Source organism: Janthinobacterium tructae, assembly GCF_006517255.1.
GTDB classification, from domain to species: Bacteria; Pseudomonadota; Gammaproteobacteria; order Burkholderiales; family Burkholderiaceae_D; genus Janthinobacterium; species Janthinobacterium tructae.
The window spans coordinates 4,719,123-4,745,120 of the sequence record NZ_CP041185.1 but is presented as its reverse complement, the minus strand read 5'-3'; the positions used below and the strand labels follow the sequence as shown (position 1 = coordinate 4,745,120).

General features: G+C 61.3%; 25 protein-coding genes. All 25 read right to left on the bottom strand.

Annotated elements, in window-relative coordinates; all coding sequences use genetic code 11:
* Positions 1-35: 35 nt before the first annotated feature.
* A complete protein-coding gene (locus FJQ89_RS20830) occupies positions 36-815 on the bottom strand; it encodes an enoyl-CoA hydratase (protein ID WP_141171538.1) in 780 nt (259 codons plus the stop codon).
* Between the two features lie 202 nt (positions 816-1,017).
* Positions 1,018-2,214, bottom strand: a complete 1,197-nt coding sequence (locus FJQ89_RS20825) for an acetyl-CoA C-acyltransferase (protein ID WP_071079694.1) — start codon at positions 2,212-2,214, stop codon at positions 1,018-1,020.
* Between the two features lie 60 nt (positions 2,215-2,274).
* Complete coding sequence (locus tag FJQ89_RS20820) at positions 2,275-2,772, bottom strand: PaaI family thioesterase (protein ID WP_243136161.1); 498 nt, start codon at positions 2,770-2,772, stop codon at positions 2,275-2,277.
* Positions 2,773-2,783: 11 nt separating this feature from the next.
* Positions 2,784-5,183, bottom strand: a complete 2,400-nt coding sequence (locus FJQ89_RS20815) for a 3-hydroxyacyl-CoA dehydrogenase/enoyl-CoA hydratase family protein (RefSeq protein WP_096233572.1) — start codon at positions 5,181-5,183, stop codon at positions 2,784-2,786.
* Positions 5,184-5,197: 14 nt separating this feature from the next.
* Positions 5,198-6,988, bottom strand: a complete 1,791-nt coding sequence (locus tag FJQ89_RS20810; protein WP_035824186.1) for an acyl-CoA dehydrogenase C-terminal domain-containing protein — start codon at positions 6,986-6,988, stop codon at positions 5,198-5,200.
* A gap of 80 nt (positions 6,989-7,068) precedes the next feature.
* Positions 7,069-7,671, bottom strand: coding sequence for a TetR/AcrR family transcriptional regulator (locus FJQ89_RS20805; RefSeq protein WP_071079697.1), 603 nt, complete (start codon positions 7,669-7,671; stop codon positions 7,069-7,071).
* 258 nt (positions 7,672-7,929) lie between these two features.
* A complete protein-coding gene (locus FJQ89_RS20800; RefSeq protein WP_141171537.1) occupies positions 7,930-8,319 on the bottom strand; it encodes an RNA-binding S4 domain-containing protein in 390 nt (129 codons plus the stop codon).
* A complete protein-coding gene (gene clsB, locus FJQ89_RS20795; RefSeq protein ID WP_141171536.1) occupies positions 8,316-9,479 on the bottom strand; it encodes a cardiolipin synthase ClsB in 1,164 nt (387 codons plus the stop codon). The genes FJQ89_RS20800 and clsB overlap by 4 nt, the downstream gene beginning before the upstream one ends.
* A 9-nt stretch (positions 9,480-9,488) precedes the next feature.
* Complete coding sequence (locus FJQ89_RS20790) at positions 9,489-10,310, bottom strand: endonuclease/exonuclease/phosphatase family protein (RefSeq protein ID WP_141171535.1); 822 nt, start codon at positions 10,308-10,310, stop codon at positions 9,489-9,491.
* 71 nt (positions 10,311-10,381) lie between these two features.
* Positions 10,382-10,684: a hypothetical protein gene (locus FJQ89_RS20785; RefSeq protein WP_141171534.1), complete on the bottom strand. Its 303-nt coding sequence runs from the start codon at positions 10,682-10,684 to the stop codon at positions 10,382-10,384.
* 69 nt (positions 10,685-10,753) lie between these two features.
* Positions 10,754-11,047, bottom strand: coding sequence for a hypothetical protein (locus FJQ89_RS20780; RefSeq protein WP_072457749.1), 294 nt, complete (start codon positions 11,045-11,047; stop codon positions 10,754-10,756).
* A 19-nt stretch (positions 11,048-11,066) separates the two neighbouring features.
* Positions 11,067-11,531: a dihydroneopterin triphosphate diphosphatase gene (nudB, locus tag FJQ89_RS20775; RefSeq protein ID WP_141171533.1), complete on the bottom strand. Its 465-nt coding sequence runs from the start codon at positions 11,529-11,531 to the stop codon at positions 11,067-11,069.
* Positions 11,532-11,616: 85 nt separating this feature from the next.
* Positions 11,617-13,419 (bottom strand): aspartate--tRNA ligase, encoded by a 1,803-nt coding sequence (aspS, locus tag FJQ89_RS20770; protein WP_168208495.1) that lies wholly within the window; start codon positions 13,417-13,419, stop codon positions 11,617-11,619.
* Between the two features lie 63 nt (positions 13,420-13,482).
* Positions 13,483-14,124 (bottom strand): DUF502 domain-containing protein, encoded by a 642-nt coding sequence (locus FJQ89_RS20765; protein WP_141171532.1) that lies wholly within the window; start codon positions 14,122-14,124, stop codon positions 13,483-13,485.
* A gap of 39 nt (positions 14,125-14,163) precedes the next feature.
* A complete protein-coding gene (locus tag FJQ89_RS20760; RefSeq protein ID WP_099760875.1) occupies positions 14,164-14,472 on the bottom strand; it encodes an FmdB family zinc ribbon protein in 309 nt (102 codons plus the stop codon).
* Between the two features lie 90 nt (positions 14,473-14,562).
* Positions 14,563-15,165 carry a methyltransferase gene (locus FJQ89_RS20755; RefSeq protein WP_141171531.1) on the bottom strand — a complete coding sequence of 201 codons (603 nt, stop codon included), beginning with the start codon at positions 15,163-15,165 and terminating at the stop codon, positions 14,563-14,565.
* An 18-nt stretch (positions 15,166-15,183) separates the two neighbouring features.
* Positions 15,184-16,755, bottom strand: a complete 1,572-nt coding sequence (ubiB, locus tag FJQ89_RS20750; RefSeq protein ID WP_141171530.1) for a ubiquinone biosynthesis regulatory protein kinase UbiB — start codon at positions 16,753-16,755, stop codon at positions 15,184-15,186.
* Positions 16,752-17,390 (bottom strand): ubiquinone biosynthesis accessory factor UbiJ, encoded by a 639-nt coding sequence (locus tag FJQ89_RS20745; protein ID WP_168208494.1) that lies wholly within the window; start codon positions 17,388-17,390, stop codon positions 16,752-16,754. The genes ubiB and FJQ89_RS20745 overlap by 4 nt, the downstream gene beginning before the upstream one ends.
* Before the next feature lie 152 nt (positions 17,391-17,542).
* Positions 17,543-18,484: a Tim44 domain-containing protein gene (locus tag FJQ89_RS20740; RefSeq protein WP_141171529.1), complete on the bottom strand. Its 942-nt coding sequence runs from the start codon at positions 18,482-18,484 to the stop codon at positions 17,543-17,545.
* 31 nt (positions 18,485-18,515) lie between these two features.
* On the bottom strand, positions 18,516-19,250 hold the full coding sequence (ubiE, locus tag FJQ89_RS20735) for a bifunctional demethylmenaquinone methyltransferase/2-methoxy-6-polyprenyl-1,4-benzoquinol methylase UbiE (protein ID WP_010394608.1): 735 nt from the start codon (positions 19,248-19,250) through the stop codon (positions 18,516-18,518).
* A 29-nt stretch (positions 19,251-19,279) separates the two neighbouring features.
* Entirely contained in the window at positions 19,280-20,521 is a 1,242-nt protein-coding gene (locus tag FJQ89_RS20730; RefSeq protein WP_141171528.1) for an RNA polymerase sigma factor, read from the bottom strand.
* 2 nt (positions 20,522-20,523) lie between these two features.
* Entirely contained in the window at positions 20,524-20,868 is a 345-nt protein-coding gene (locus tag FJQ89_RS20725; protein ID WP_141171527.1) for a YciI family protein, read from the bottom strand.
* A 98-nt stretch (positions 20,869-20,966) separates the two neighbouring features.
* Positions 20,967-21,419 (bottom strand): gamma-butyrobetaine hydroxylase family protein, encoded by a 453-nt coding sequence (locus FJQ89_RS20720; RefSeq protein ID WP_141171526.1) that lies wholly within the window; start codon positions 21,417-21,419, stop codon positions 20,967-20,969.
* A gap of 9 nt (positions 21,420-21,428) precedes the next feature.
* Positions 21,429-21,878 carry an HIT family protein gene (locus tag FJQ89_RS20715; RefSeq protein WP_141171525.1) on the bottom strand — a complete coding sequence of 150 codons (450 nt, stop codon included), beginning with the start codon at positions 21,876-21,878 and terminating at the stop codon, positions 21,429-21,431.
* Positions 21,878-25,918 (bottom strand): DUF3683 domain-containing protein, encoded by a 4,041-nt coding sequence (locus FJQ89_RS20710; RefSeq protein WP_141171524.1) that lies wholly within the window; start codon positions 25,916-25,918, stop codon positions 21,878-21,880. The genes FJQ89_RS20715 and FJQ89_RS20710 overlap by 1 nt, the downstream gene beginning before the upstream one ends.
* Between the last annotated feature and the right edge of the window lie 80 nt (positions 25,919-25,998).

Below are 25,998 nucleotides of genomic sequence, written 5' to 3'. Positions count from 1 at the left end.
CTAACGGGCGCGGGGGTCTGACCCCGGCATTCAGCTCAGGCAAATTTCTTGAAATCCGGCTTGCGCTTTTCAAAGAAGGCCGTAAACGCTTCCTTCGCTTCGGCGCCGCCCAGCATGGCGCTGAACAGTTTGTTTTCGTCGGCGATGGCGGCCTTCATCGGTTCCATGCGGCTTTGCTTCATCAGGCGCTTGGTGGCGCGGATCGAGGCCGCTGGCAGGGCCACCAGCTTGGCGGCCTGGCCTTGCGCGAACGTCATCAGGTCGTACAGGGGCACGACTTTCGACACCAGGCCCATTTCCAGCGCTTCGCTGGCGGGGAAGGACTCGCCCAGCATCAGCTTTTCCGCCGCGCGCGGGTAGCCGGCCAGTTGCGTGAGCAGCAGGCTGGAGCCGAATTCCGGGCACAGGCCCAGCTGCGTGAACGGCATCGAGAAGCTGGCGTTGTCGGCCGCATACACCAGGTCGCAGTGCATCAACAAGGTCGTGCCGATGCCGATGGCGGGGCCGGAGACTGCCGCCACCACGGGCTTGCTGCTGCCGTACAGGGCGCGCATGAACTGAAACACGGGACGGTCATGGTCGAGCGAACCATCCTTCGGGCGCGCCGTCTTCATGAAATCATCGAGATCGTTACCGGCCGTGAAAATCTCGCGCTTGCCGCAGATCAGGATGGCGCGTACCTCATCATCCGTCTCGGCCGCCACCAGCGCATCGGCCAGGGTCTGGTACATGGCGCCCGTGATCGCGTTCTTGCGTTCCAGGCGGTTGAATTCCAGGGTCAAAATGCCCTCGCTCTTGCTGCACAAAATATCCATGTCGTCTCCAAAAAGATAAAGGGCGCCGAGGTATCCTCAGCGCCCAAGTTTTGACTAATCTTATCTGACCACCTACGTCACGACGCCTGGCAGAAGCGTAGCGAGCGGCAGCGAGTTGTGGCCGAGACGCGCAGCTGTGCGAAGGCACAGTGAGCATCGTAGGCCGCGAATCGCAACGCGCAGTAGCTTATGCCAGGTGTCATCAAACGCGCTCGAAGATTCCTGCTGCGCCCATGCCGGCACCCACGCACATCGTGACCATGCCGTACTTCTGCTTGGTGCGCTGCAGTGCGTGAATCACGGTGGCCGCGCGGATGGCGCCGGTCGCGCCCAGCGGGTGGCCCAGGGCGATCGCGCCGCCCATCGGGTTGACCTTTGATGGGTCCAGGCCCAGGTCGCCGATGACGGCCAGGGCTTGCGCGGCAAACGCTTCGTTCAGCTCGATCCAGTCCAGCTGGTCTTGCGTGATGCCGGCGGCGGCGCACGCTGCGGGAATGGCGAATTTCGGGCCGATGCCCATGATTTCCGGCGGCACGCCGCGCACGGCGAACGAGGAGAATTTCGCCAGCGGGGTCAGGTTATGCTCGCGCAAAATCTTCTCGCTGACGATCAGCAGCGCGCCGGCGCCGTCGGACATCTGCGAGCTGTTGGCGGCCGTGACGGTGCCCTTGGCGGCAAACACGGGTTTGAGTTTGCCCAGCGACTCCATCGTCGAATCGGCACGCGCGCCTTCGTCGGTGTCGACGGTGCGGCGCGAGACGTCCACCTGGCCGGTGGCCAGGTTCGGCGTGCGCGTGATGATTTCGACTGGCGTCGTTTCGGCCTTGAAGAAACCGGCTTGCTGCGCGGCGATGGCGCGGCGGTGCGATTCAACGGAGAACGCGTCCTGCTGTTCGCGCGACACCTTCCATTGCTGCGCCACTTTTTCGGCCGTCAGGCCCATGCCGTAGGCCATGCCGATGTTTTCATCGCTGAACATGTCCAGGTTCATCGATGGGTGATGGCCCATCATCGGCACCATCGACATCGATTCGATGCCGCCGGCGATCATCACGTCGGCTTCGCCCACGCGGATGCGGTCGGCCGCCATGGCAATCGCCGTGATGCCCGAAGCGCAGTAACGGTTGACGGTGACGCCGCCCACGGTTTTCGGCAAGCCGGCCAGCAGCACCGAGTTACGCGCAATATTGAAGCCCTGCTCCGCTTCCGGGAACGAGCAGCCGATGATGGCATCGGTGATCAGTGCCGGGTCGAGGCCAGGCGCTTGCGCCAGGGCCGATTGCAGCACGCGCACCAGCAGGTCGTCCGGGCGGGTGTTTCTGAACATGCCGCGCGGCGCCTTGCCGATCGGGGTGCGGGTTGCAGAGACGATGTAGGCGTCTTGAAGTTGTTTGCTCATTTTATGCTTTCAAAGATGTTGAACGAGGTTCGTGTTCTGTCGAATGTCCGGGATGCTGGCCTATCGCTTCTGCGACAAATACCAGTCCACCGTCACCTGTGCCGCCAGCGTGCCTTCGGAGTCGAAGATATCGACTTCCACGGGAAACGCCACCTTGCCGTCCTGTGCCAGCTGCGCCTTCAATGCAGTCAGGTCGCCCGGTACCCGGCCTTCGGCGCGCGTCGCGCCCCGGGCCAGCTTCTGGTACTGAATGCGCGACTCCTTGGCCACCGGGCGCAAGCCCAGTATCAGCTCGGCGAAGCCGCCAGCCATGGCCGCGCCGGAAGCCGTTTCGGCCAGGGTAAACAAGGCGCCCGCATGCTGCGTGCCCAGGTGATTATGCAGTTTGGGATCTTCCGGCATCGACACCTTCGAGGTGCCGGCGCCGATGTCGTCGATGCTGATCCCCAGCAGCCGCACGAAGGGCAAGGTGTCCATCATCTGTTGTTTGATACGGTCATACACCATGCTTGGCCTCACGCGCAGCAGTACTTTAAAAACGAGTGACAGGATCGTCATCGACGTTGTGCTTAGTTGCGTACCGGCTTACCGGTCTGCATCATGCCCATGATCCGTTCCTGGGTTTTCGGATGGTTCAACAGCTCCAGGAATGCCTTGCGTTCCATATCCAGCAGCCACTGTTCGCTGACGAAACTGCCCTGGTCCACGTCGCCGCCCGATACGATCTCGGCGATCATCTCGCCCAGCTTGAAATCGTGCGCCGAAATGAAGCCGCCGTCGCGCATGTTGACCAGCTGCGCCTTGATGGTGCCCCAGCCGTAACGGCCCGTGACCTGGATCAGCGACGGCAGTTGCGGACGGAAGCCCGCGTCGAACATGGCGCGCGCTTCGACCTTGGCCACGTGCAGCAGCTCGTAGGCGTTGAACACGATCACGTCGTCTTCTTTCAGGTAGCCCATTTTTTTCGCTTCCAGCGCCGATTTCGACACATTGGCGGTGGCCGCATTGGTGAAGCCCGTTTTCAGGAATTGCAGGATATCGTTACCCTTGGCTTCCTTGTAGGCGCGCTGCGCCGCTTCCTTCAGGCCGCCGCCGGCTGGAATCAGACCCACGCCCACTTCCACCAGGCCGATGTAGGACTCGATCGAGGCCACGCGCTTCGAGGAGTGCAGCGCCAGCTCGCAACCGCCGCCCAGGGCCAGGCCAGCGACTGCGGCGATCACCGGCACGTTCGCGTATTTCAGCGACATGAAGGTGTTTTGCAGTTCGGCGATGATCGGGTCGACCGCTTTCACGCCGCCTTGCATGAACGCTGGCAGGGCCGATTGCAGGTCGGCGCCGGCCGAGAAGGCACCGCCTTCGGCTGCGTCCGCGTGCCAGATCACCAGGCCCTTGAAGTTCTTCTCGGCTTCGGCCAACGCGAGCTTGAGTCCGTTAATCACGCCTTCACCGATCACGTGCATCTTGGTCTTGAACGAGATGATCAATACATCGTCGCCCGTATGCCAGACGCGCACGGATTCGTCTTCGAAGACGGTGGTGCCGGCGGTCTTGCCGTCGATGGCGCCGCTGCCCAGCACGGGCGCGCGGAATGGCTGGCGGTCGTACACGGCCAGGCTCGAGCGGGGTACGAAGCTGTTCGACACGGCGGAATACGAACCTTCCGGCGTGTGCACGCCGCCTTTTTCAGCGACCGGGCCTTCGAATACCCATGCAGGCAGCGGTGCGTTGCACAGCGCGTGGCCGGCGTCGATGTCTTCCTTGACCCAGTTGGCCACTTGCAGCCAGTTCGATGCCTGCCACGTTTCAAACGGACCGACGTTCCAGCCGAAACCCCAGCGCATGGCGAAGTCGATGTCGCGCGCATTGTCGGCCACGGTGTCCAGATGGATGGCGATGTAGTGGAAAGCGTCGCGGAAGATCGCCCACAGGAACTGGCCTTGCGGATTCGTCGATTCGCGCAGCGCCTTCATCTTCTTGACCGGATCCTTTTCTTTCAGGATGCGGGCGATGATGTCGGCAGCCTTGGCGCCGCCAGCGACGTATTCACCGGTAGCGAAATCGAGGCGTTGAATTTCCTTGCCAACTTTCTTGTAGAAGCCCGCGCCGCTCTTCTGGCCCAGTGCGCCTTTTTCCACCAGTTGCGCCAGCACGGCCGGCGTCTTGTAGACGGCAGCGAAGGGATCGTTCGGCAGGTAGTCCTGCATGGTCTTGATCACATGGCCCATGGTGTCCAGGCCGACCACGTCCGCCGTGCGGAAGGTGCCCGACTTGGCGCGGCCCAGCTTGGAGCCCGTCAAGTCATCGACGACGTCCACGGACAGACCGAATTTCTCGGCTTCGTGCACGATGGCCAGGATGCCGAACACGCCAACGCGGTTGGCGATGAAGTTCGGCGTATCCTTGGCGCGCACGACGCCCTTGCCCAGGGTGGTGGTCAAAAAGCCTTCCAGCTGATCGGCGATTTCAGGCTTGGTGAACTCGGTCGGGATGATCTCGACCAGGTGCATATAGCGCGGCGGATTGAAGAAGTGCACGCCGCAGTAGCGCGATTTCAGGTCGGCGTCGAAGCCTTCGGCCAGCTTGGTGATCGACAGGCCCGAGGTGTTCGAGGCGAAGATCGCGTTCGGGCCGATGTGCGGTGCGACCTTTTGATACAGGTCGTGTTTCCAGTCCATGCGCTCGGCGATGGCTTCGATGATCAGGTCGCAACCGGCCAGCAGGTCCAGGTTGTCTTCGTAGTTGGCTACCTGGATCAGCGATGCATCATCCTTGTTGCCCAACGGCGCAGGCGACAGTTTTTTCAGGTTCTCGATGGCGCGCAGCACGATGCCATTCTTCGGGCCTTCCTTCGCTGGCAAGTCGAACAGCACGACCGGCACTTTCGCGTTGATGCAATGGGCGGCGATCTGCGCGCCCATCACGCCGGCGCCGAGGACGGCTACTTTTTTAACGATGAAATTGGTCATATTTTCCTCAAGTCTTAGAACAGGTCTGCGTCGAGTGCCATCAGGTTGGCCGAACCGGAACGCGCCTGACGGATCAGGGTTGCCGTTTCAGGCTGCAAGCGGGCGAAGTAGAAACGTGCGGTAGCCAGTTTGGCGGTGTAGAAGGTGTCGCCGCTGGACTCTTTTTCGAGGGCGATCTTGGCCATCTGCGCGAACAGGTAGCTGTAGATCATGTGGCCGACGACACGCAGGTATGGCACGCATGCCGCGCCCACTTCGTCAGGATTCTGGAAGGCTTTCATGCCGATTTCCATGGTCAGCTTGGTGACTTTGTCGCCCAGGTCGCCCAGTGGGGTGACGAATTCGCTCATCGCTTCATCGGTACCGTTGTCTTCGACAAACGCCTTGATCTTTTCGCCGAACTTGCGCAGCTTGGCGCCGTTGTCGCCGAGGATCTTGCGGCCCAGCAGATCCAGCGACTGGATCGTGTTCGTGCCTTCGTAGATCATGTTGATGCGCGCGTCGCGCACATACTGCTCCATGCCCCACTCCGAGATGTAGCCATGGCCGCCGAACACTTGCATCGCGTCCGAGGTGGCGATCCAGGCGTTGTCGGTAATGAAGGCCTTGATGACAGGGGTCAGCAGCGCCACTTCGTCGGCGGCTTCCTTGCGCACGTCGGCGTCCGGGTGGTGCAGTTCGCGGTCGATCTGCAGCGCCACGTACGAGGTGAAGGCGCGCGCGCCTTCGGCGTAGGCTTTGCCCGTCAACAGCATGCGGCGCACGTCAGGGTGCACGATGATGCGGTCGGCCGGCAGTTCAGGGTTCTTGATGCCGGACAGCGAACGCATTTGCGTGCGGTCCTTGGCATAGATCAGCGCGTTCTGGTAAGCGATTTCCGTCAGGCCCAGCGACTGCATGCCCACGCCCAGGCGGGCCGCGTTCATGAAGACGAACATGGCGTTAAGGCCCTTGTTCGGCTGGCCGATGATCCAGCCCTTGGCGCCGTCCAGGTTCATCTGGCAGGTCGAGTTGCCGTGAATGCCCATTTTTTCTTCGATGGCGCCGCAGGTGATCGGGTTGCGCTCACCGACCGTACCGTCTGCGTTCGGCAGGAATTTCGGTACCAGGAACAGCGAAATGCCTTTCGAGCCTTCCGGTGCGTCCGGCACGCGGGCCAGCACCAGGTGCAGGATGTTTTCCGCCATGTCGTGCTCGCCGGCCGAGATGAAAATCTTGTTGCCGGTGATGGTCCAGGAACCGTCCGCCTCAGGCAGCGCCTTCGAGCGCAGCAGGCCCAGGTCGGTGCCGCAGTGCGGTTCGGTCAGGCACATGGTGCCCGTCCATTCGCCCGAAACCAGTTTCGGCAGATACACTTCCTTCTGGTGGTCGGTGCCGTGTTCCTTCAGGCACTCGTAGGCGCCGTGCGACAGGCCAGGGTACATGGACCAGGCCTGGTTCGACGAGTTCAGCATTTCGTAGAACGAATTGTTCAGCACGACGGGCAAGCCCTGGCCGCCGTATTCCGGATCGCAAGCCAAGGCCGCCCAGCCGCCTTCGACGTACTGCTTGTAGGCTTCTTTAAAGCCTTTAGGCGTGGTCACGCTTTTCGTGACCGGATCGTGGTGGCAGCCTTCGCGGTCGCCGGAGTGATTCAGGGGGAACAACACTTCGGAAGTGAACTTGCCGCCCTCTTCCAGTACCTGGTTGATGATATCGGCGTCGACGTCGGCGTACGACGGCATTTGCTTCAGTTCTTCTTCCACTTGCAGGAACTCATGCAGAACGAATTGCATATCCCGGATTGGCGCGACGTATTGACCCATAATTTTTCTCCTGAAGGCGTTTAGCTAAAGTGTTGTACTTGTGAACTGCGTGTGCGTTGCTGCGGATACTGCCTGACGGCTTATTTGCTTGTTACTGAATTCTGGTACGACGCCAGCAAGCGGACAAATCCTGCCTGCGCCCGTTCGATGCTGCCCGGCACGCGCAGGAAGCGCGCATCGTGATGCAGGGCCAGGATCAGGCCATACATCTCGTACACCAGCTGCTGGGCGTCCGTATCCGCTTTCAGGTCGCCCGTGGCGATCGATTGCTCGACACAGCGCAGCAGCGCGCCTTGCCAGGCCCGTACCATGGCTACCAGGGAATCGCGGATGGGGCCGGGACGGTCGTCATACTCGACGGCGCCGCTGATATAGATGCAGCCGGAAGCGATCTCCACGCTGACCCGCTTGACCCAGCGCGCAAACATCGATTGCAGACGCTGGATGCCGCGTGGCTCTTTCATGCTGGGGAAAAAGACTTCTTGCTCGAAACGATAGTGGTAGAGCTTCAGCACTTCCATCTGCAAGTCTTCGCGCGAGCCAAAGTGGGCAAACACGCCCGACTTGCTCATGTTCATTTTGTCCGCAAGCAGCCCAATGGTCAGGCCTTCCAGGCCGTCGCGGCTGGACAAGTCCAGCGCCACGTCGAGGATGGCTGCACGGGTCAGTTCGCCCTTGCGCATGAATTTGACTGAAGTATTCAAGAGGTCCGTTCTAAAAGTGATGTTGCCGATCTGGCGGACTGAAGCGAGGGTAAAAAAAAGCACGCTTCGAAAAAATCCGAACGCTCGTACTATTATCCACTACCACGTAAAAGTCAAACGGGAACTTTAGAGCCGGTGTTCTATTGGTGCAGCGCAGCATTTTTTGGCCGCGTGTCTGTAGCGATTTCAGGCAGGCAAAAGCGGTGCGCGCCCTTGCCTGATAGCAACAAGCGCGCCTCAGGAAAGGTCGCCTGCCTTGCTCAATTGACGGCGGTCGCGCTTGGTCGGCCGCCCCTTGATGGTGGTGCCCGGCTCGCGGAACAGCTTGCGCTCCTCCGCCAGCTGCTCGCGACGGGCGATGCTGGCCGGTGTTTCTCCGTACAGCAAACGCGCCACGCTTGCCGCGCCGCGCTTGTCGGACAAGCCCAGCACGGCCACTTCCCACGTATCAAAGCCATTGTCGATGGCCAGCTCGTCGCCCACTCGCAGGCTGCGCGCCGGTTTCACGCGCTCGCCGCCCACTTTGACTTTACCCGTGTCGACGGCCTCACTGGCCAGCGAGCGCGTCTTGAAGAAGCGCGCCGCCCACAGCCATTTATCCAGCCTTACCGTTGTCATCTCGTTCATGCGTACTTGCCTACTGAAAAAATGCGCATCACCAGCCGGTACACGAGGAAGGCGGCTTCGTAGCCGATGCGCCGGACACGGCCGATGTGCTTGAAATCATCCTGGTGAATCACGATGCCGTCGGCTACGCCCTGCTCGATGTGCTGGCGCAGGCTTTGCGCGAACGCCACGTCCTTGATGACGATGTTCGCTTCCTGGTTGAGGAACAGGCTCAGCGCGTCAATATTGCTCGAACCCACTGTCGCCCAGTCATCGTCGACCACGGCCACCTTGGCGTGCAGCTGCGTCTTGCGGTATTCGACGATTTTCACACCGGCAGCCAGCAGTTTCGGATAAAACGAATGCGCCACGGCATCTTGCATGCGAAATTCGCCCACGCCGATCAACAGCACCACGTCGACGCCCCGCTGGGCCGCCTGGGCCAGGGCGTGGCGCAGCTTGTGCCCGGGCGCGAAATACGGGTTGGCCAGCATCACGCTCTTGCGCGCCTGCCCCAGCGCCTGCAGGTAGGCGCGCTGGATGGTGCGGCGGTTGCGCAGGTTGTCGCGCACGACAAAACCGGCCACGACGGGGTTCTTCGCCAGCTCCTTGCTGACCACGCGCATCTTGCGGTACAGCTTGATACGCCGCACCAGGTTCATCTTGCCCAAGCGCGCCCACTGCGCCTGCACTTCTTCATGGATGGCGTCGACCAGCGGGCCCTTAACCTGCACGGCGAAATCCCAGCGCGGCGCTTCCAGGCTGATGCTGTGGTCGTAGTCGCAAAACATGTCGTCGTTGATATTGATGCCGCCCACCAGGGCGATCTCGCCGTCGGCGACGCAGATCTTGCGGTGCGTGCGCGTGATGCCGCGCCGGAACCACGGGTTGAAGATACGGTGGTGCACGCCGGCCGCTTCCAGCTGCGCATGCATGGCTTTCACACGGCGATTGCCCGTGCCGAACCAGTCCGTGATCATGCACACCAGCACGCCGCGCGCGGCGGCACGCTTGAGCGCATCGAGCACCAGAGTGCCCGTCGCGTCATCGGCAAAGATATACGTTTCGAAATACACTTCCGAACGCGCGCCGTCGATGGCCTGGACCAACGCGGGAAAGTAATCGGTGCCGCAACACAGCAGCTCGATGTCGTTGTGGGCGATGAAATTGACTGTACGCATGCCGGCAGTCTACGCGAGTTTCAAAGCGGCAACGATCGGCGCGTGGTCCGACAATTTTGCCCACAGCGTGCCATGCATCACTTGCGCGCCTTCCACGTGGAAACCGCGCACATAGATGCGGTCCAGGCGGAACCACGGCAAGGCGGCGGGAAAGGTGCGCGCCGGCACGGGCACGGGCGTTTTCGTCTGGCGCCGCGCCAGGGTGCGTACCAGGTCGCCCAGGGCCGAGTTCGACGCGCGCTGGTCGAACACTTCCACCACACCGAGCGCATTGCGCAGCTTGTCGCTGAGCGTGTTGCGCCAGTCGTTGAAGTCACCCGCGATGATGACGGGCTCGCCATTCGGCGCCGATTCCAGGACGGCGTCGATCAGCGCCTGCGTCTGGCGGCCCCTTCCCGATTCGAACAGGCCCAGGTGCACGACATAACAGTGCACGTCGGCCTGCGGCGTCTTGAGCACGCAATGCAGGATGCCGCGCTGCTCGTAGGCATGGTCGGACACGTCGTGATTGGTTTGCGAGGCGATGGGAAACTTGCTCAGCAAGGCGTTGCCGTGGTGGCCATGGTCGTACACGGCATTCATGCCATACGCCGAATGGTGCTCGGCGCCGGCAAAGAATTCATGCTGCGACGCTTCCGGCCAATGCTTGTGGCCGTTGTTCTCGGCGCCATAGCGGGCCGCATTGCGGTCATGCTTGCCTTGCACTTCCTGCAAAAAGACGACATCGGCATGGAAGAGAGCGATCGCCTGCTTCAAGGCGTGCACCCTGGGCAAGCCCCGCACGGAGGAGACACCCTTGTGGATATTATAAGTTGCTACGCGGATTTTCATGCCTTGATTCTACTCCCAGACGGGCCCCGCGCGGCGCCAACATAGGTGCGCGTGCGCACCCAAGTCCCACTTTATCTGCCTGCCATCGCTCCCAGCAAACTATCGGCGGCACTGATGCTGCCTACCACGATGCCGATGACCCACAAGCCCTTCACCAGCCTGGGTGCGCTGCTCCAGCTGAAGGCACCGCGTCCACCGGCAAAGCACCGGGGGTGCAGGAGAAATCCCAGCATCAGCAAGGGCAAGCCTGCCTGTGGCAAGCGGGTATGTGGCTGATCGGGAAAACACACGGCATACAGGGCGCCAAAGATCCAGGACAGGAAGATGGCGCCCAGGAGGCGCTGTTGAAAAGAAAGTTGAGGCCAGTTCAGCATGCAAGCCTTTCGTCATCCAGTGAAATTACCATTAAGGCAATAATACCATATGACAATAGTTGCGGCGACTCAAGCCAGCATGCGTCCCACGCCCGCCGTCACGCTGACGAGCAGCGCGGTAATGCCGGCCGCCCAGACGATCTTGACCAGCAACGGTGCGCCGCGCCAGGCCACGGTACGCTTGCCCTTGGCAAAGGCGCCCGGATGCAGCAGCCAGCCAATCGCCATCAGCGGCATGCCGATCGGCGGCGTGCGGCCGGGCACGGTGGAGCTGAACAGCAGAAAAATGAAGCACAGGCAGAAAACGATGCCCAGGGTGCCCAGCAGTTTTTGCTGCGCAGTCAAATGTAACCAGTTCAACATGGAATGCTTTCTCGGGGAATCAGGTGGGACGCGCCAGGCCCGTCATGGCCGGCAATTGCAAAATCGCTTCCGCGTTGGACGACGAGAAACACCGGTCGGCCGCCGCCAGGTACGGCAGCCACGCGTACTGCAGGTGTTCGCGGGGACTCAGCGTAATCAACGTGTCGCGCGGCACTTGCACGCTGAACACGTGTTCCGTGTTGCGCGTCACGCCGGGCGCATAGCGGTGGCGCCAGATCGGATAGATCTCGTACACATTCGACAAGTTCCAGTCGCGCAGCACGATGTGCTGTCCATCGACGACGATGCCGGTCTCCTCGCACAATTCGCGCGCGGCCGTCTGCAGCAGCGGTTCGTCGACGGCGTCGACGGAACCGGTCACCGATTGCCAGAAACCGGGCTGGCCCGCGCGCTCGATCAGCAAGACGTCCAGATCAGCCGTATGAATGACGACCAGCACGGAAACGGGAATTTTATGAGTCATATCAACAATGAAAAAGGCGCCTCGTCAGCGCCTCTTTTTGCATAGCATTATCAAACAGCGGCCGCCGCAGCGGCCGCATGCCGCATTACGCTACTTTTGGCTCGGCGCCGCGCAAACGGATGTGCAGCTCACGCAATTGCTTCTCGTCCACTTCCGACGGCGCTTGTGTCAGCAGACACTGGGCGCGCTGGGTTTTCGGGAAGGCGATCACGTCGCGGATCGAATCGGAACCCGTCATCATGGTCACGATACGGTCCAGGCCGAATGCCAGGCCGCCATGCGGTGGCGCGCCGTATTGCAGGGCGTCAAGCAGGAAGCCGAACTTCAGCTGGGCTTCTTCGGCATCAATTTTCAATGCGCGGAAGACCTTGCTTTGCACTTCTTCGCGGTGGATACGAATCGAACCGCCACCCAGTTCCCAGCCGTTCAAGACCATGTCGTAGGCCTTGGCGATGCAGGCGCCCGGATTCGTTTCCAGCATGTCTTCATGGCCGTCTTTCGGCGCCGTGAATGGATGGTGGGTCGCCGTCCAGCGGTCCGCTTCTTCGTCGTGTTCGAACATCGGGAAGTCGACCACCCACAATGGCTTCCACACGTCTTCGAACAGGCCGGCTTTCTTGCCGAACTCGCTGTGACCGATTTTCACGCGCAGCGCGCCGATGGCGTCATTGACGACCTTGGCCTTGTCCGCGCCGAAGAAGATCAGGTCGCCGTCTTGCGCGCCCGTCTGCTCGAGGATCGTGGCCAGCACGTCGGCAGGCAGGAACTTGACGATCGGCGATTGCAAGCCTTCAGGGCCCTTGGCTTTCTCGTTGACCTTGATGTAAGCGAGGCCCTTGGCGCCGTAGATGGCGACAAATTGCGTATAGGCGTCGATTTCCGAACGGGGCATGCTGCCGCCTTGCGGTACGCGCAGGGCCACCACGCGGCCGCCCTTCATGTTGGCGGCGCCGTTGAAGACCTTGAATTCGACCGTTTTCATGATTTCGGTCAAGTCCGTGAAGGCCAGCTTGACGCGCATGTCCGGCTTGTCGGAACCATACAGGCCCATCGCTTCGGCGAAATCCATCACCGGGAACGGGTTCGGCAAGTCGATGTTCAGGGTGTTCTTGAAGACGACGCGGATCATGTCTTCGAACAGGTCGCGGATTTCCTGTTCCGTCAGGAACGAGGTTTCGCAGTCGATCTGCGTGAATTCAGGCTGGCGGTCAGCGCGCAAGTCTTCGTCGCGGAAGCACTTGGTGATCTGGTAGTAACGGTCAAAGTTAGCGACCATCAACAGTTGCTTGAACAACTGTGGCGATTGCGGCAAAGCGAAGAAGCTGCCCGCGTTGACGCGCGACGGCACCAGGTAGTCGCGCGCGCCTTCTGGCGTGGACTTGGTCAGCATCGGCGTTTCGATGTCGATGAAGCCCAGCGCGTCGAGGTACTTGCGCACTTCCATCGTCACCTTGTAGCGCAGGCGCAGGTTGTTCTGCATTTGCGGGCGGCGCAGGTCAAGCACGCGGTGCGTCAGACGCGTCGTTTCCGACAGGTTGTCGTCATCGAGCTGGAACGGCACGGGCACGGACGGGTTCAGCACTTCCAGCTCCGAGCAGACCACTTCGATCTTGCCCGATTTCAGGTTGTTGTTGATGGTGCCTTCGATACGGTTCGTCACGACGCCCGTCACGCGCAGGCAGAATTCATTGCGCACGGCTTCGGCGACCTTGAACATTTCCGCTTGTTCCGGGTTGCAGACGATTTGCACCAGACCTTCACGGTCGCGCAAGTCGATGAAAATCAGGCTGCCGTGGTCGCGGCGGCGATGTACCCAGCCGCACAGGCTGACGGTTTGTCCCAGCATGGCTTCGGTGACGAGGCCGCAGTATTCAGTACGCATAGACATAAAATTCTCAGTTCAGGTTAGTGAGTGTTCAATCCGGCCACGTCCCGCGTGGGACGCCTGCCTTTATTCTTTGGCTGCCGGGGCCGGTACAGCAACAACTTCCGCAGGCGCTACCACGCCCATCGAGACGATATATTTGAGCGCCGCATCGACGCTCATGTCGAGTTCGACGACATCGCTGCGTTTCATCATCAGGAAAAAGCCCGATGTCGGATTCGGCGTCGTCGGCACGTACACGCTGACATAGTCGCCTACCAGGTGATTCGCCGCATCGCCGCCCGGCACGCCCGTCAGGAAAGCGATGGTCCAGGAATTCTGGTGCGGATACGGCACCAGCACGGCCTTGCGGAAGGCATTGCCCGACGGGGAAAACAAGGTATCGGACACTTGCTTGACGCTGGAATACAGGGAATTGACGATGGGTATACGTTGCAGCAATTTTTCCCACAGCTTCACCACATAATTGCCGACCAGGTTATTCGTCAGCAAGCCCGTGAAGAACACGATCAGTACCGTCAATACCGTGCCCAGACCGGGAATGGTGCTCAGCGCGGGCACCTGGTGGCCGAACCAGACGCTGGGCTTCGTACTGCCGGGCACCAGCAGCAGTGACTGGTCCATCGTGCTGATTACCAGATTCAAGACCCAGGCCGTAATGGCCAGGGGCACTAAAATCAGTAATCCGGTAATAAAGTATTTACGCATCGGTTTCTCGGTAATGGAACGTATCGGCGCGGCGCGCTCTCAGTCCGCTTTCGGCGCAGCGGCAGCCGGGGCGGACGCAGGTGCAGCCGCAGGCGTGCTCTCGGCGGCTGGGGCGGGCTTGGCGCCATCGGCCGGGCCGGTCGGAATGGCCGTGGTGGGCGCCGTGCCGCCGCGGAAATCGGTCGCGTACCAGCCGGTGCCCTTCAATTGGAAACCGGCGGCCGTCAATTGTTTCTTGAAACTGGGCTTGCCGCACGACAGGCACACCGTCAGTACTGGATCGGAGATCTTTTGCAAGACGTCCTTGGCAAAACCACACTCGTCACAACGGTAAGCATAAATCGGCATCTCTACTCCGAGAAAATCATCAAAAACCCTGAATTATAAAGCTTTTCCGCCATTCCCAGCGGAAAATGCCCGGCCGCGACCGTTGCCGCCTCAGTCCGCCCGGCGGCGCCAGCTCATCCAGCGTTCCTTGCCGGCAAAGACGGCGATGGAATCGTCCACGGCCTCATCGGCCAGGCAGTCGAAATGCGGCGCCAGCAAGGCCTGCAATTGCTCACGCGACATGCCGAACGGCGGTCCCTTGGCATTGTCGTCAAAGAAAAAGTAGCCGGCCAACATGGCGCCCGGCGCCAGCAATTGCGCCCAGCGGTCCGCCACTTGTGGCCACATGGCGCGCGGCATGGCGCACAGAAACGCCCGTTCATAGATCAGGTCCAGCGGCGCTGCTGGCTGCCAGGCAAAGAAATCGGCTTGCACCACCTGCCCTGCCCGCGCACCGACGACGGCGCGCGCGGCGGCCACGGCGGCCGGCGAAAAATCGATGGCCGTGGCATCCCAGCCGTGATCGAGCATGAAGACCAGTTCATAGGCCGAGCCGCAGCCGGGAATCAGGCAGCGCAGCGGCGCCGGACTGCCGGCAACGAAGCGGCGCAAACGCGTGGGCACGCCGCCCTGGTCCCAGGGTGTAAATTGCTTCTCGAAACGCTCGTCCCAGAAGGCGGGCGAGAGCGGATCGCGGGTCTGAAAGTCAGCCATCACTTACGTCCTCAGCCTTTAAAACGGCAGTTGATGCCAGCGCATGAACACTTGCAAGCCCAGCGCGCCGAGCGCGAAGGCGCCCACGAAGTACACGATAAAACTCAGCAAACGGTTCGTCTGGCGTTGCTCTGCCAGCAAGGTTTTCATCAATTCCACATCGTTTTCGCGCGGTTCGCCATGCACGGTCAAGGCCTGGTGCAGCAAACGCGGCAATTGCGGGAAGATGTGCGCATAACGGGGCGCCTCGGCGCGCAGGCGTTCCATGAAGCCTTGCGGCCCCACCTGGTTGCTCATCCATTTTTCCAGGTAAGGCTTGGCCGTTTGCCACAGGTCCAGTTCCGGATCGAGCTGGCGGCCCAGGCCCTCGATATTGAGCAGGGTCTTTTGCAGCAGCACCAGTTGCGGCTGCACTTCCACATTGAAGCGGCGCGAGGTCTGGAACAGGCGCAGCAAGACTTGCCCAAAAGAAATATCTTTCAGCGGACGGTCGAAGATCGGTTCGCAGCAGGCGCGCACGGCCGCTTCCAGTTCATCGACACGCGTGTCTTTCGGCGCCCAGCCCGATTCGATGTGCGCCTCGGCCACCCGCTTGTAGTCGCGGCGGAAGAAGGCGAGGAAATTTTGCGACAAATAATCCTTGTCGTAATCGTTCAACGTACCCACGATGCCGAAGTCCAGCGCGATGTAGCGGCCGAACGATTCGGGCGCGATCGACACGAGAATATTGCCTGGATGCATATCCGCATGGAAAAAGCCGTCGCGGAACACTTGCGTGAAGAAAATCTCCACGCCATCGCTGGAGAGCTTGCGCAAATCCACGCCGGCCGCCACCAGGCGGTCGATCTGCGACACGGGAATGCCCACCATGCGTTCCATGACAATGACGCTGCTGGAGCAATAATCCCAGTGCATTTCCGGCACCAGCAACAAGTCCGAGTTGGCGAAGTTACGGCGCAACTGGCTGGCGTTGGCCGCCTCGCGCATCAGGTCCAGCTCGTCGTGCAGGTACTTGTCGAACTCGCCCACCACTTCCTTGGGTTTCAGGCGCTTGCTGTCGGCCCACAGGCGGCTGGTCCAGTCGGCCGCGATATGCATCAGGGCCACGTCTTCGTCGATCAGCTTTTTCATGCCTGGACGCAAGACCTTCACGGCCACTTCACGGCCGTCTTTCAAGGTGGCGAAGTGCACCTGGGCAATCGAGGCGGACGCTACCGGCTCGCGCTCGAAGCGGGCAAACAACTGATCCGGGTGCGCGCCCAGCGACTTGACGATCTGTGCGATGGCCAGGTCGGAATCGAACGGCGGCACCCGGTCTTGCAGGCGCGCCAGTTCTTCGGCGATGTCGGGTGGCATCAGATCGCGCCGGGTCGACAGCACTTGCCCGAATTTCACGAAAATGGGGCCCAACTCTTCCAGCGCCAGGCGCAGGCGCATGCCCCGTGGCGACGACAGGTCGCGCCAGAAAATCAGGGTGTCGATCAATTTGGCGGTGCGGGGAACTTGCAGACCAGAAATCGCTATCTCATCCAGACCGTACTTGATGGAAACACGGATGATTTTAAACAGGCGCAGGAATTTCAATATCATGTAGACAAATCCGGTGAGGAGGACTGCGGCTGGACGGCGGCGGCCGCCTTTTCCAGCCGGGCGAGGCGCTTGGCCAGGCGTTCGACATCATCGCGCACGCGCGTCACGCCAGAGGAATACTCCTGCAGGGTAGCAGGACGAATCAGCATCGGCTGTTCGTCGAGAAAATATTCGGCCACGTTTTCCGCCAGCTTTTGCTGGCCCGTACGCACAAAGGCGACGGCATCCTTCGCGCCGGAAACAAGGCGCGTAGCCAGCATGGGACCGACCAGCTTTTCCAGGTCGTGCTCGGCTTCCCAGCGTAACCCCTTGCTCAATTGCGAAATCGCATTGGCAAACTCGGCATCGCCTTCGATTTTTACATACGAAAACGCCCGCTCGCGGTTTTGCAGGATCAGCGGCACATCGGACAATTTCACGCGGATGGTGACGTTGGCCGGCATATCGGCCGGCGCCGCTTCCAGCATGCCGGCGTTATCGACACGCAGGCGCAAGGCTACGGCGCCCGTGTCGATGCAGGCCAGCTTGCCGGCGTGCACGGCCAGTTGCTGGCGCGCCCACGGCTCTTGCACCAGCAAATGGTTGATGGTCGCAATGACGGGCGTCATCAGGGAGAGATCGGAAAGTGGTGCCATCTATATACTGCGCGCCGCGCGCGCCCCTAAAAAGAAAAAACCGCCCGTAAAACAACGTGGGCGGTTTCGATCTTACCAGTTCAGCGGGAAATATCTGTCAAGCATCATGCATTGCGCATGAACTTAAGCCATTATTCAGCAAGTTTTGACAATTAATTCAATTGCTGGATGCCTGCCAAGACCCAGCCGCTGTTGCCGCTGACGGGTTTCGACATATTCCACACTTCCGCGAACGGCTCGGCTGCCGCGCCCGGCGCCGAACGGATCAGGCCCGTAAACTTCACGCTGGCCAGGTAGTCGTTGACGCTCGTCTCGATGCCCAGCAGTTCGGCATCGATGGTGACGACATCGGTAAAGTCTGGCTGCGCGCCCCGTTCCTGGATTTGCATGCGCAGTTCGCCATACACTTCCGGCGACGTGAATTCACGGATATCGTTGACGTCGGCCTTGTCCCAGGCCGCTTGCAGGCGAATGAAATTGCTTTTCGCGTGGCGCAGGAAGGCTTCCTTGTCGAAGTCGCTTGGCACGCCCCATGGCGCGGCCACCGGCGCCGGCTTGTCCAGGCCTACGCCGGACGAGACGGGCTGCAGCGGCGGCAGCGGCGGAATGCGCGAACCGATGTCGGGCACGTTGCCGGCCGGTGCCGGCTGGTTGCCGAAGCCGGCGAACGGCGCATTGCCGCTGGTGTTGCTGTCACGCTTGCCGCGCACCATGCGGTAGATGAAGTAGGCCACGCCGGCCAGCAAAGCCACCATCAGCAGGGTACTGATCATGCTGGCCAGGGCGCCGCCCAGGCCGAAATGCGACAGCAGCGCGCCCAGGCCCAGGCCCAGCAAGGCGCCGCCCAGCAAACCCTTCCAGCGGCTCGGTGCCTTGGCGGCAGGTGCCGGTGCGGGGGCGGGCGCAGGTTGCGCCTGGCGTGGCGCGGCAGCCGGTGCCGGGGTCGGCGCCGGTGCGGGCGCCTGACGGCCCACGTTTTGCGACTGGCGGCCAAACGAACGGCCACCGCCCATCGGACGGGCCAGCGCCTCACCGAGCATGGATACCGTGGTCGCGGCCAGCATCATGCCGACCATAAATTTCTTCAATTTCATTCCATCTCCTAAAATCACCAACATTGATGCATTACATCTTGATGCCGGTATGCAAAGCGGCAATGCCTGCCGTCAAATTGTAGTACTGCACGCGCTCCAGGCCCGCCGTTTCCATCATGGTCTTCAGCGTTTCCTGGTCCGGGTGCATGCGGATCGATTCGGCCAGGTAGCGATAGCTTTCCGCGTCGCCGGCGATTTTCTGTCCGAACCACGGCAAGACCGAGAACGAATACAGGTCATACGGCTTTTGCAGCGGTGCTGCCACCTTGGAAAACTCCAGCACCAGCAGCTTGCCGCCCGGCTTGAGCACGCGGCGCATTTCGGCCAGCGCCACATCCTTGTGCGTCATGTTGCGCAGGCCAAAGGCCACGCTGACACGGTCAAAATAATTATCGGGGAACGGCAGTTTTTCCGCGTCGCACAACAAGGTGGGGGTGAGCAAGCCGCGATTCAAGAGGCGGTCGCGGCCCACGCGCAACATCGATTCATTGATATCGGTCAACCAGACTTCGCCCGTGGGCCCTGCCTGCCTGGCAAACGCCTTTGACAGGTCGCCCGTGCCGCCGGCGATGTCGAGCACCTTGAAACCGGGGCGCACGCCCGCGTTGGCAATGGTGAACGTCTTCCACAGACGGTGCAGCCCGCCCGACATCAAGTCGTTCATCACGTCATATTTGGCAGCGACGGAATGGAACACCTTGGCGACTTCGCGCACTTTGTCGTCTTCTGCAACTGTTTTGTATCCGAAATGGGTCGTATTGGTCATGGTAGGCAGTCTGTTTGAACTTGCACGCATTATACAAGCGGCAGGCGCATTTCCCCCTGACGCCGGAGAAGGTATTGCCTTTCCACTGTATTTGAAGCAAGCATTGCCGCCTGCGCATACGCCGCCAGCGCGCCTGAGCGATCACCCTGGCGGCGCAGCAAGTCGGCCCGGGCCGCATGCAGATAATGCGAGTTGGCAAGGCTGGGCACGGCTTCCAGGCGCGCCAGCCATGCCAGTCCGTGTGCGGCGCCATGCGCCATGGCGCAGGCGATCACCGCATTGAGCAAGATCAAGGGTTCCGGCTTGTGCCGCAACAAGGCGCCGTACAGGACGTGGATCTGGCGCCAGTCCGTCTGGCTGGCCGTGGGAGCTTGGGCGTGCAAGGCGGCAATCGCCGCCTGCAGCTGGTACGGGCCCGGTGCGCGCGCCGGCAGCGCCAGCGCCAGCACGACCAGTCCCTCGGCAATCAGGGCACCATCCCACAGGCGCCGCTCCTGCTCTTCCAGGGTCAGCAAATGACCCTCGGGCGACAGGCGGGCCGGGCCGCGTGACGCCTGCAGCAACATCAGAGCCAGTAAACCCTGCACTTCCGGCTGGCCCGGCTGCAGGCTGTCGAGCAGCCGTCCCAGCCGCAGCGCTTCCGCGCACAGGTCGGCGCGGAGCAAAACATCGCCGCCGCTGGCGCAATAGCCTTCGCTGAACACCAGGTAAATCACGTGCAACACTTGCGCCAGCCGTGGTGGCCAGTCTTGCGCTGGCGGCAACTCGAAGGGGATGCGCGCTTCGGCGATCTTGCGTTTGGCGCGCAATAGCCGCTGCGACAGGGCCGCTTCCGCCACGCCGAAGGCGCGCGCGATCTCGGCCGTGGACAAGCCACACAGGGTGCGCAGGGCCAGCGCCACCTGCGCCTCGGGCGCCAGCGCGGGATGGCAACAAATGAACAGCAGGCGCAGCCGGTCATCCTCGATGGCGTGCGTTTCTTCCATCGCGGATGCCGGCAGGCTCGACAGCACGACCTCGGCATCGACGACGCTCTTGCCCGCGCGGCGGACCAGATCGAGGCCTGCATTGCGCGCCACGGCACTGAGCCAGGCGGCGGGATGATCGGGGATGCCTGTGCGCGGCCACAGTTCCAGTGCCTTGCGGCACGCTTCCTGCAACACATCTTCCGCCAGGCCCAGGTCGCCAAAGCGCCGCATCAGGCCGGCCAGCACCCTGCCCCGTTCCTGGCGAAAGACGTACTCGACGGCCGACAGGGCGTCGCCAGCCATGACTATGCCGTGACAGGCCGCACTTCGATGGTGCCCAGCGAGGCTGCCGGGCAACGCCCGGCCCAGGCCAGCGCCTCGTCCAGGTTGGCACAGGCTAGCAGGTAATATCCGCCCAGCTGCTCCTTGGTTTCCGCGAACGGCCCATCCGTGATGACAGGCTTGCCATTTTGTACGCGCACGCAGGTGGCGCTGCCCACGGGCGCCAGCTCGGCCCCGCCACGCAGCACGCCAGCGGCCTCCAGTGCCTGTGTATAACTGGCAAAGTCGGCCATCAGGCTGGCCATCTGCCCTTCTGCCATCGTTTCATAACGGGATTCATCGGCGTAGATCAGGATCAGGTATTCCATAGTCTCTTCTCCAAAAGAAAAATGCCCGCAAGCGCGGGCATTCGTACGACGAATGGATATGCGGCAATCCGACAAGATTACCGCATTATTTTTTCACCTTAGTGTTTGTGCCCGCAACTGGGTCCATGAACATGACCACCGGAAGATTGCTTGACCGTCATGTCGGCCTTCGCGTCGCGGCCGCTGTCACCGGGGTAGCCGGCTGCCGTCAGACGGTCCAGGTAATCCTGCCACAGGGTCGCTTGCTGCGCGCCCAGCTTGTACAGATAGGCCCAGGTGTACAGGCCGGAATTGTGGCCATCGCTGAAGGTGGGTTGCACGGCGTAGTTGCCGACCGGCTCCAGACCCGTGATGCCCACCAGGCGCTTACCCAATTGCAAGGTTTCCTGGCCCTTGCCATGACCCTGCACTTCGGCCGACGGCGAGTACACGCGCAGGTATTCGAACGGCAACGCAAATGTGCTGCCATCGTCGAAGGCCACATCGAGCACGCGCGACTGGTTGTGCACGGTCAAGCCGGTCGGTTGGGGTGTTGCTGTTTTTTCAGTCATGGCGATACTTTATGCGGATAAACGTTGAATGATGGCGGCGCGCAGTGCCGGCAGCAAGGCGCGCCGCGTGGCCAGTACTTCCGGCGCCGTCTCGCGCTGGACCACCGCCCAGCTGGGGTTCGGGAAATGCGCATCGTCGCGGTAGCGGGGAATGACGTGCCAGTGCACGTGCGGCGTCATGTTGCCGAAACTGGCCAGATTGACCTTTTCCGGCTGCATCACTTCGCGCACGGCCAGCTCGACTTGCCACACGACTTCCATGACGTAATTGCGCTCGCCCGGTGTCAAATCCGTCATTTCCTTCACGTGCTTGTTCCAGATCACGCGGCAAAAGCCGGGGTAGCCTGGATCATCGACGGCCACCACGGACAAGCGTTCGCTGCGCCACAGCAAGGTCTCCAGACCCTGCTTGTTGGCGTAGCCGTCCAGCAACTGGCACAGATCGCACCCCGTGGACATTACACCAGCACCCGTTCGATGCCGCCGTCATTGGCGCGTTTCACGTAATCCGGCATCCAGTTCTCTCCCAGCAAGTGTTTGGCGATCTCGACGACGATGTAGTCGGCCGTCGTGCCCGAATCATCATTGTAGCGCGACAAGCCTTGCAGGCACGACGGGCAGCTGGTGAGGATTTTCACGTCGCCGGTAAACCCGTCGCCGCGCAGCTTGTCGGCGCCCTTGACCATCTCCTCTTCCTTGCGGAAACGCACTTGCGTGGAAATGTCGGGGCGCGTGACGGCCAGCGAGCCCGATTCGCCGCAGCAACGGTCATTTTTCTCGATCTTCACGTTGTCTACCGTGCTGATCAGGGAATTGATGGTCTTGCCCGATTCCTGCAACTTCATCGGATTGTGGCATGGCTCGTGATACATATAGCGCGTGCCGTTGACGCCTTCCAGCTTGACGTTTTTCTCCAGCAAATACTCATGGATATCCATGATGCGGCAGCCGGGGAAAATCTTTTCAAACTGGTACGTTGCCAGCTGGTCATAGCAGGTGCCGCACGAGACGAGCACCGTCTTGATGTCCAGGTAATTGAGCGTGTTGGCCATGCGATGGAACAGCACGCGGTTATCCGTCATCATCTTCTCGGCCTTGTCGAACTCACCGGCGCCCCGTTGCGGATAACCGCAGCACAGGTAGCCAGGCGGCAAGACCGTCTGCACGCCCACTTCCCACAGCATCGCTTGCGTCGCCAGGCCCACTTGCGAGAACAACCGTTCCGAACCGCAACCGGGGAAGTAGAACACGGCTTCCGTATCGGCCGTGGTCGTCTTCGGATTGCGGATGATCGGAATGACTTTATCGTCTTCGATGTCGAGCAGCGCGCGTGCCGTTTTCTTCGGCAAGTTGCCCGGCATCTTTTTATTAATGAAATGGATCACCTGCGCCTTGACCGGTGGCTTGCCCGTCGATGGCGGCGGCGCCTTGGTCTGCTTCTTGGCAAATTTCTTCAGCAAGTCGTGGCCCAGGCGCTGCGCCTTGTAACCCCAGCCGATCATGACCTTGCGCGTGGCGTTGATGGTCACGGGATCGGTGGCGTTGAGGAACAGCATCGTTGCCTTGGTGCCTGGATTAAAACTCTTCTTGTCCATCTTGCGCAGCAAGTTGCGCATGTTCATCGACACGTCGCCGAAGTCGATGTTGACGGGACAGGGCGTGACGCATTTATGGCATACCGTGCAGTGGTCAGCCACGTCTTCGAACTCTTCCCAATGCTTGATGGAAATACCACGCCGCGTCTGCTCTTCGTACAGGAAGGCTTCGATCAGGGACGAGGTCGCCAAAATCTTGTCGCGTGGCGAGTACAGCAAGTTGGCACGCGGCACATGGGTTGCGCAGACTGGCTTGCACTTGCCGCAACGCAAGCAATCCTTGACGCTGTCGGCGATGGCGCCGATATCGCTTTGCTGCATGATCAAGGACTCATGCCCCATCAGGCCGAACGATGGCGTGTAGGCATTGCGCAAGTCGGCGCCCATACCCGGCAGGTTCAGCAATTTGCCCTTGTTGAAACGGCCTTCCGGATCGATGCGCTGCTTGTAGCTGCGGAACTCGCCGATTTCCTCTTCCGTCAAAAATTCCAGCTTGGTGATGCCAATACCGTGTTCGCCGGAAATGACGCCATTGAGCGAGCGGGCCAGGATCATGATGCGGCCCACGGCTTCATGGGCATCCTGCAGCATTTCGTAATTGTCCGAGTTGACGGGCAAGTTCGTGTGCACGTTGCCGTCCCCCGCATGCATGTGCAACGCGACGAATACGCGGCTACGCAAGATGCGCGCGTGAATCGCCGTCGCCTCGTCGAGGATCAGTTTAAAAGCGGCGCCATTGAAGATCTGGCGCAGCTGGGCGCGAATTTCCTGCTTCCAGGTAATGCGCACGGTGCGGTCCTGCACCACGTCGAACAGGGTGGCGTCCGGCTGCGTTTCCAGGCGCGCATCGAAGACGGGCAGCAAGCGCTCCATGCCCAGCTCGGCCAGTTCGCCCTTCACGTCGGCCAGCGGGCGGTCCAGCTGGGCCAGCAGATAGGTCCAGCGTGCCGTGACTTGCGCCAGCAACTGCTGCGCCTGCTCGGCGCGGTCGCCCAGCATTTCAGCGTCGTCGACGCGGTCGTCCGAGGCATCGTCGCTCTTGCCAATTGGCAAGTTTCCCTTGGCAAAGAATTCACTGAGGGCATCGGCCAGTTGCAGCTTATTCTTGATCGACAGTTCGATATTGATGCGCTCGATACCATCCGTGTATTCGCCCATGCGATTCAGGGGAATCACCACGTCTTCATTGATCTTGAACGCATTCGTGTGCTTGGCGATCGCCGCCGTGCGGGCGCGGTCGAGCCAGAATTTCTTGCGCGCTTCCGGGCTGACGGCCACAAAGCCTTCGCCCACGCGGGTGTTGGCGATGCGCACCACTTCCGACGCCGCTTGCGCGACGGCATTTTCATCGTCGCCGACGATGTCGCCAAACAGGGCCATCTTTGGCAGCACGCCCCGCTTCGACTTGGTGGCGTAGCCGACGGCGCGCAGGTAGCGCTCGTCCAGGTGCTCGAGGCCCGCCAGGCGGATGGTCGTGTATTGCTCGCCCTTGGCCGGCAAGCCATCGAGGTAATCCTTGATTTCCACGATCGACGGGATCGCATCGCGCGCCTGGCCAAAGAATTCCAGGCAGACGGTGCGGGCGAATTTCGGCATCTTGTGCAAGATCCAGCGCGCCGACGTGATCAGGCCGTCGCAGCCTTCTTTCTGGATGCCCGGCAAGCCGGCGAGGAATTTGTCCGTCACGTCCTTGCCCAGGCCCTCTTTACGGAACTTGCGGCCAGGAATTTCCAGGATTTCCGTCTTGAACGGCGCGTTCGGTTTCGTCGCGTCGCGCGTGCTCGGGTGACGCCATTCCAGCTGGAAACGTGCCAGTGCGATATCGTGGATCTTGCCCAGGTTATGGTCGAGGCGCGTGACATCGAGCCAGTCGCCGTTCGGGTCGACCATGCGCCACGAGGCCAGGTTGTCCAGCGCCGTGCCCCACAGCACGGCCTTCTTGCCGCCCGCATTCATGGCAACGTTACCGCCGATACAAGAAGCGTGCGCCGAGGTCGGGTCGACGGCAAACACGAAACCGGCTTTTTCAGCCGCTTCCGACACTTTATTCGTGATCACGCCCGCGCCCGAATTGATCGTCGCGTATTCGTGGCTCAATCCCGGCAAGACCGTCATTTCCACGGCACCCAGGGTGATGAGCTTTTCCGTGTTGATGACGGCCGACATCGGCGTCAAGGGAATCGCGCCACCCGTGTAGCCGGTGCCGCCGCCGCGCGGGATGATGGTCAGCCCCAGCTCGATACAGCCTTTCACCAGGCCGGCCATTTCCTCTTCAGTGTCGGGCGTGAGCACGACGAACGGGTATTCGACGCGCCAGTCGGTGGCGTCCGTCACGTGCGACACGCGCGTCATGCCGTCGAAGCGCACATTGTGCTTTTCCGTGTAGCGGCCCAGCACCTTGACCGTGCGCTTGCGCAAATCGTAGGTCTTGCGGAATTCGTCGCCAAAGTCGGCCACGGCCTTGCTGGCTGCCTTCAGCAACAGCTCGACATTGTTGCTGCGCGCCTTGGCCACTTCGGGCGCTTCGCCACTGGCTGCGACGTCGCCGCCGGCCGCATCGATGGACAGGCGGCGCTTGTCGACTTCGGCCAGGCGGTGATGCAAGGCGTCGATCAAGCCCTGGCGGCGCTTCGGGTTGTCCAGCAAGTCATCCTGCAGGTAGGGGTTGCGGCGCACGACCCAGATGTCGCCCAGCACCTCGTACAGCATGCGGGCCGAACGGCCCGTCTGGCGGGCGCCGCGCAGCTCGTCGAGCAGGCGCCAGGAGTCCTCCCCCAACAGGCGTATGACGATCTCGCGATCGGAAAACGACGTGTAGTTATACGGGATTTCGCGCAGGCGGCTTGCTGCGGGACCATTCGGCGTTTCTGCCAGTAAAGCTTGGATATGTGCGGGAGCGTTCATGGAATGTGGTGACGATGTGGACTGGACCCTAAAGGATCATTTTATCTTATTGCGCCGCACCATGCCGGAACAGCCTTAGG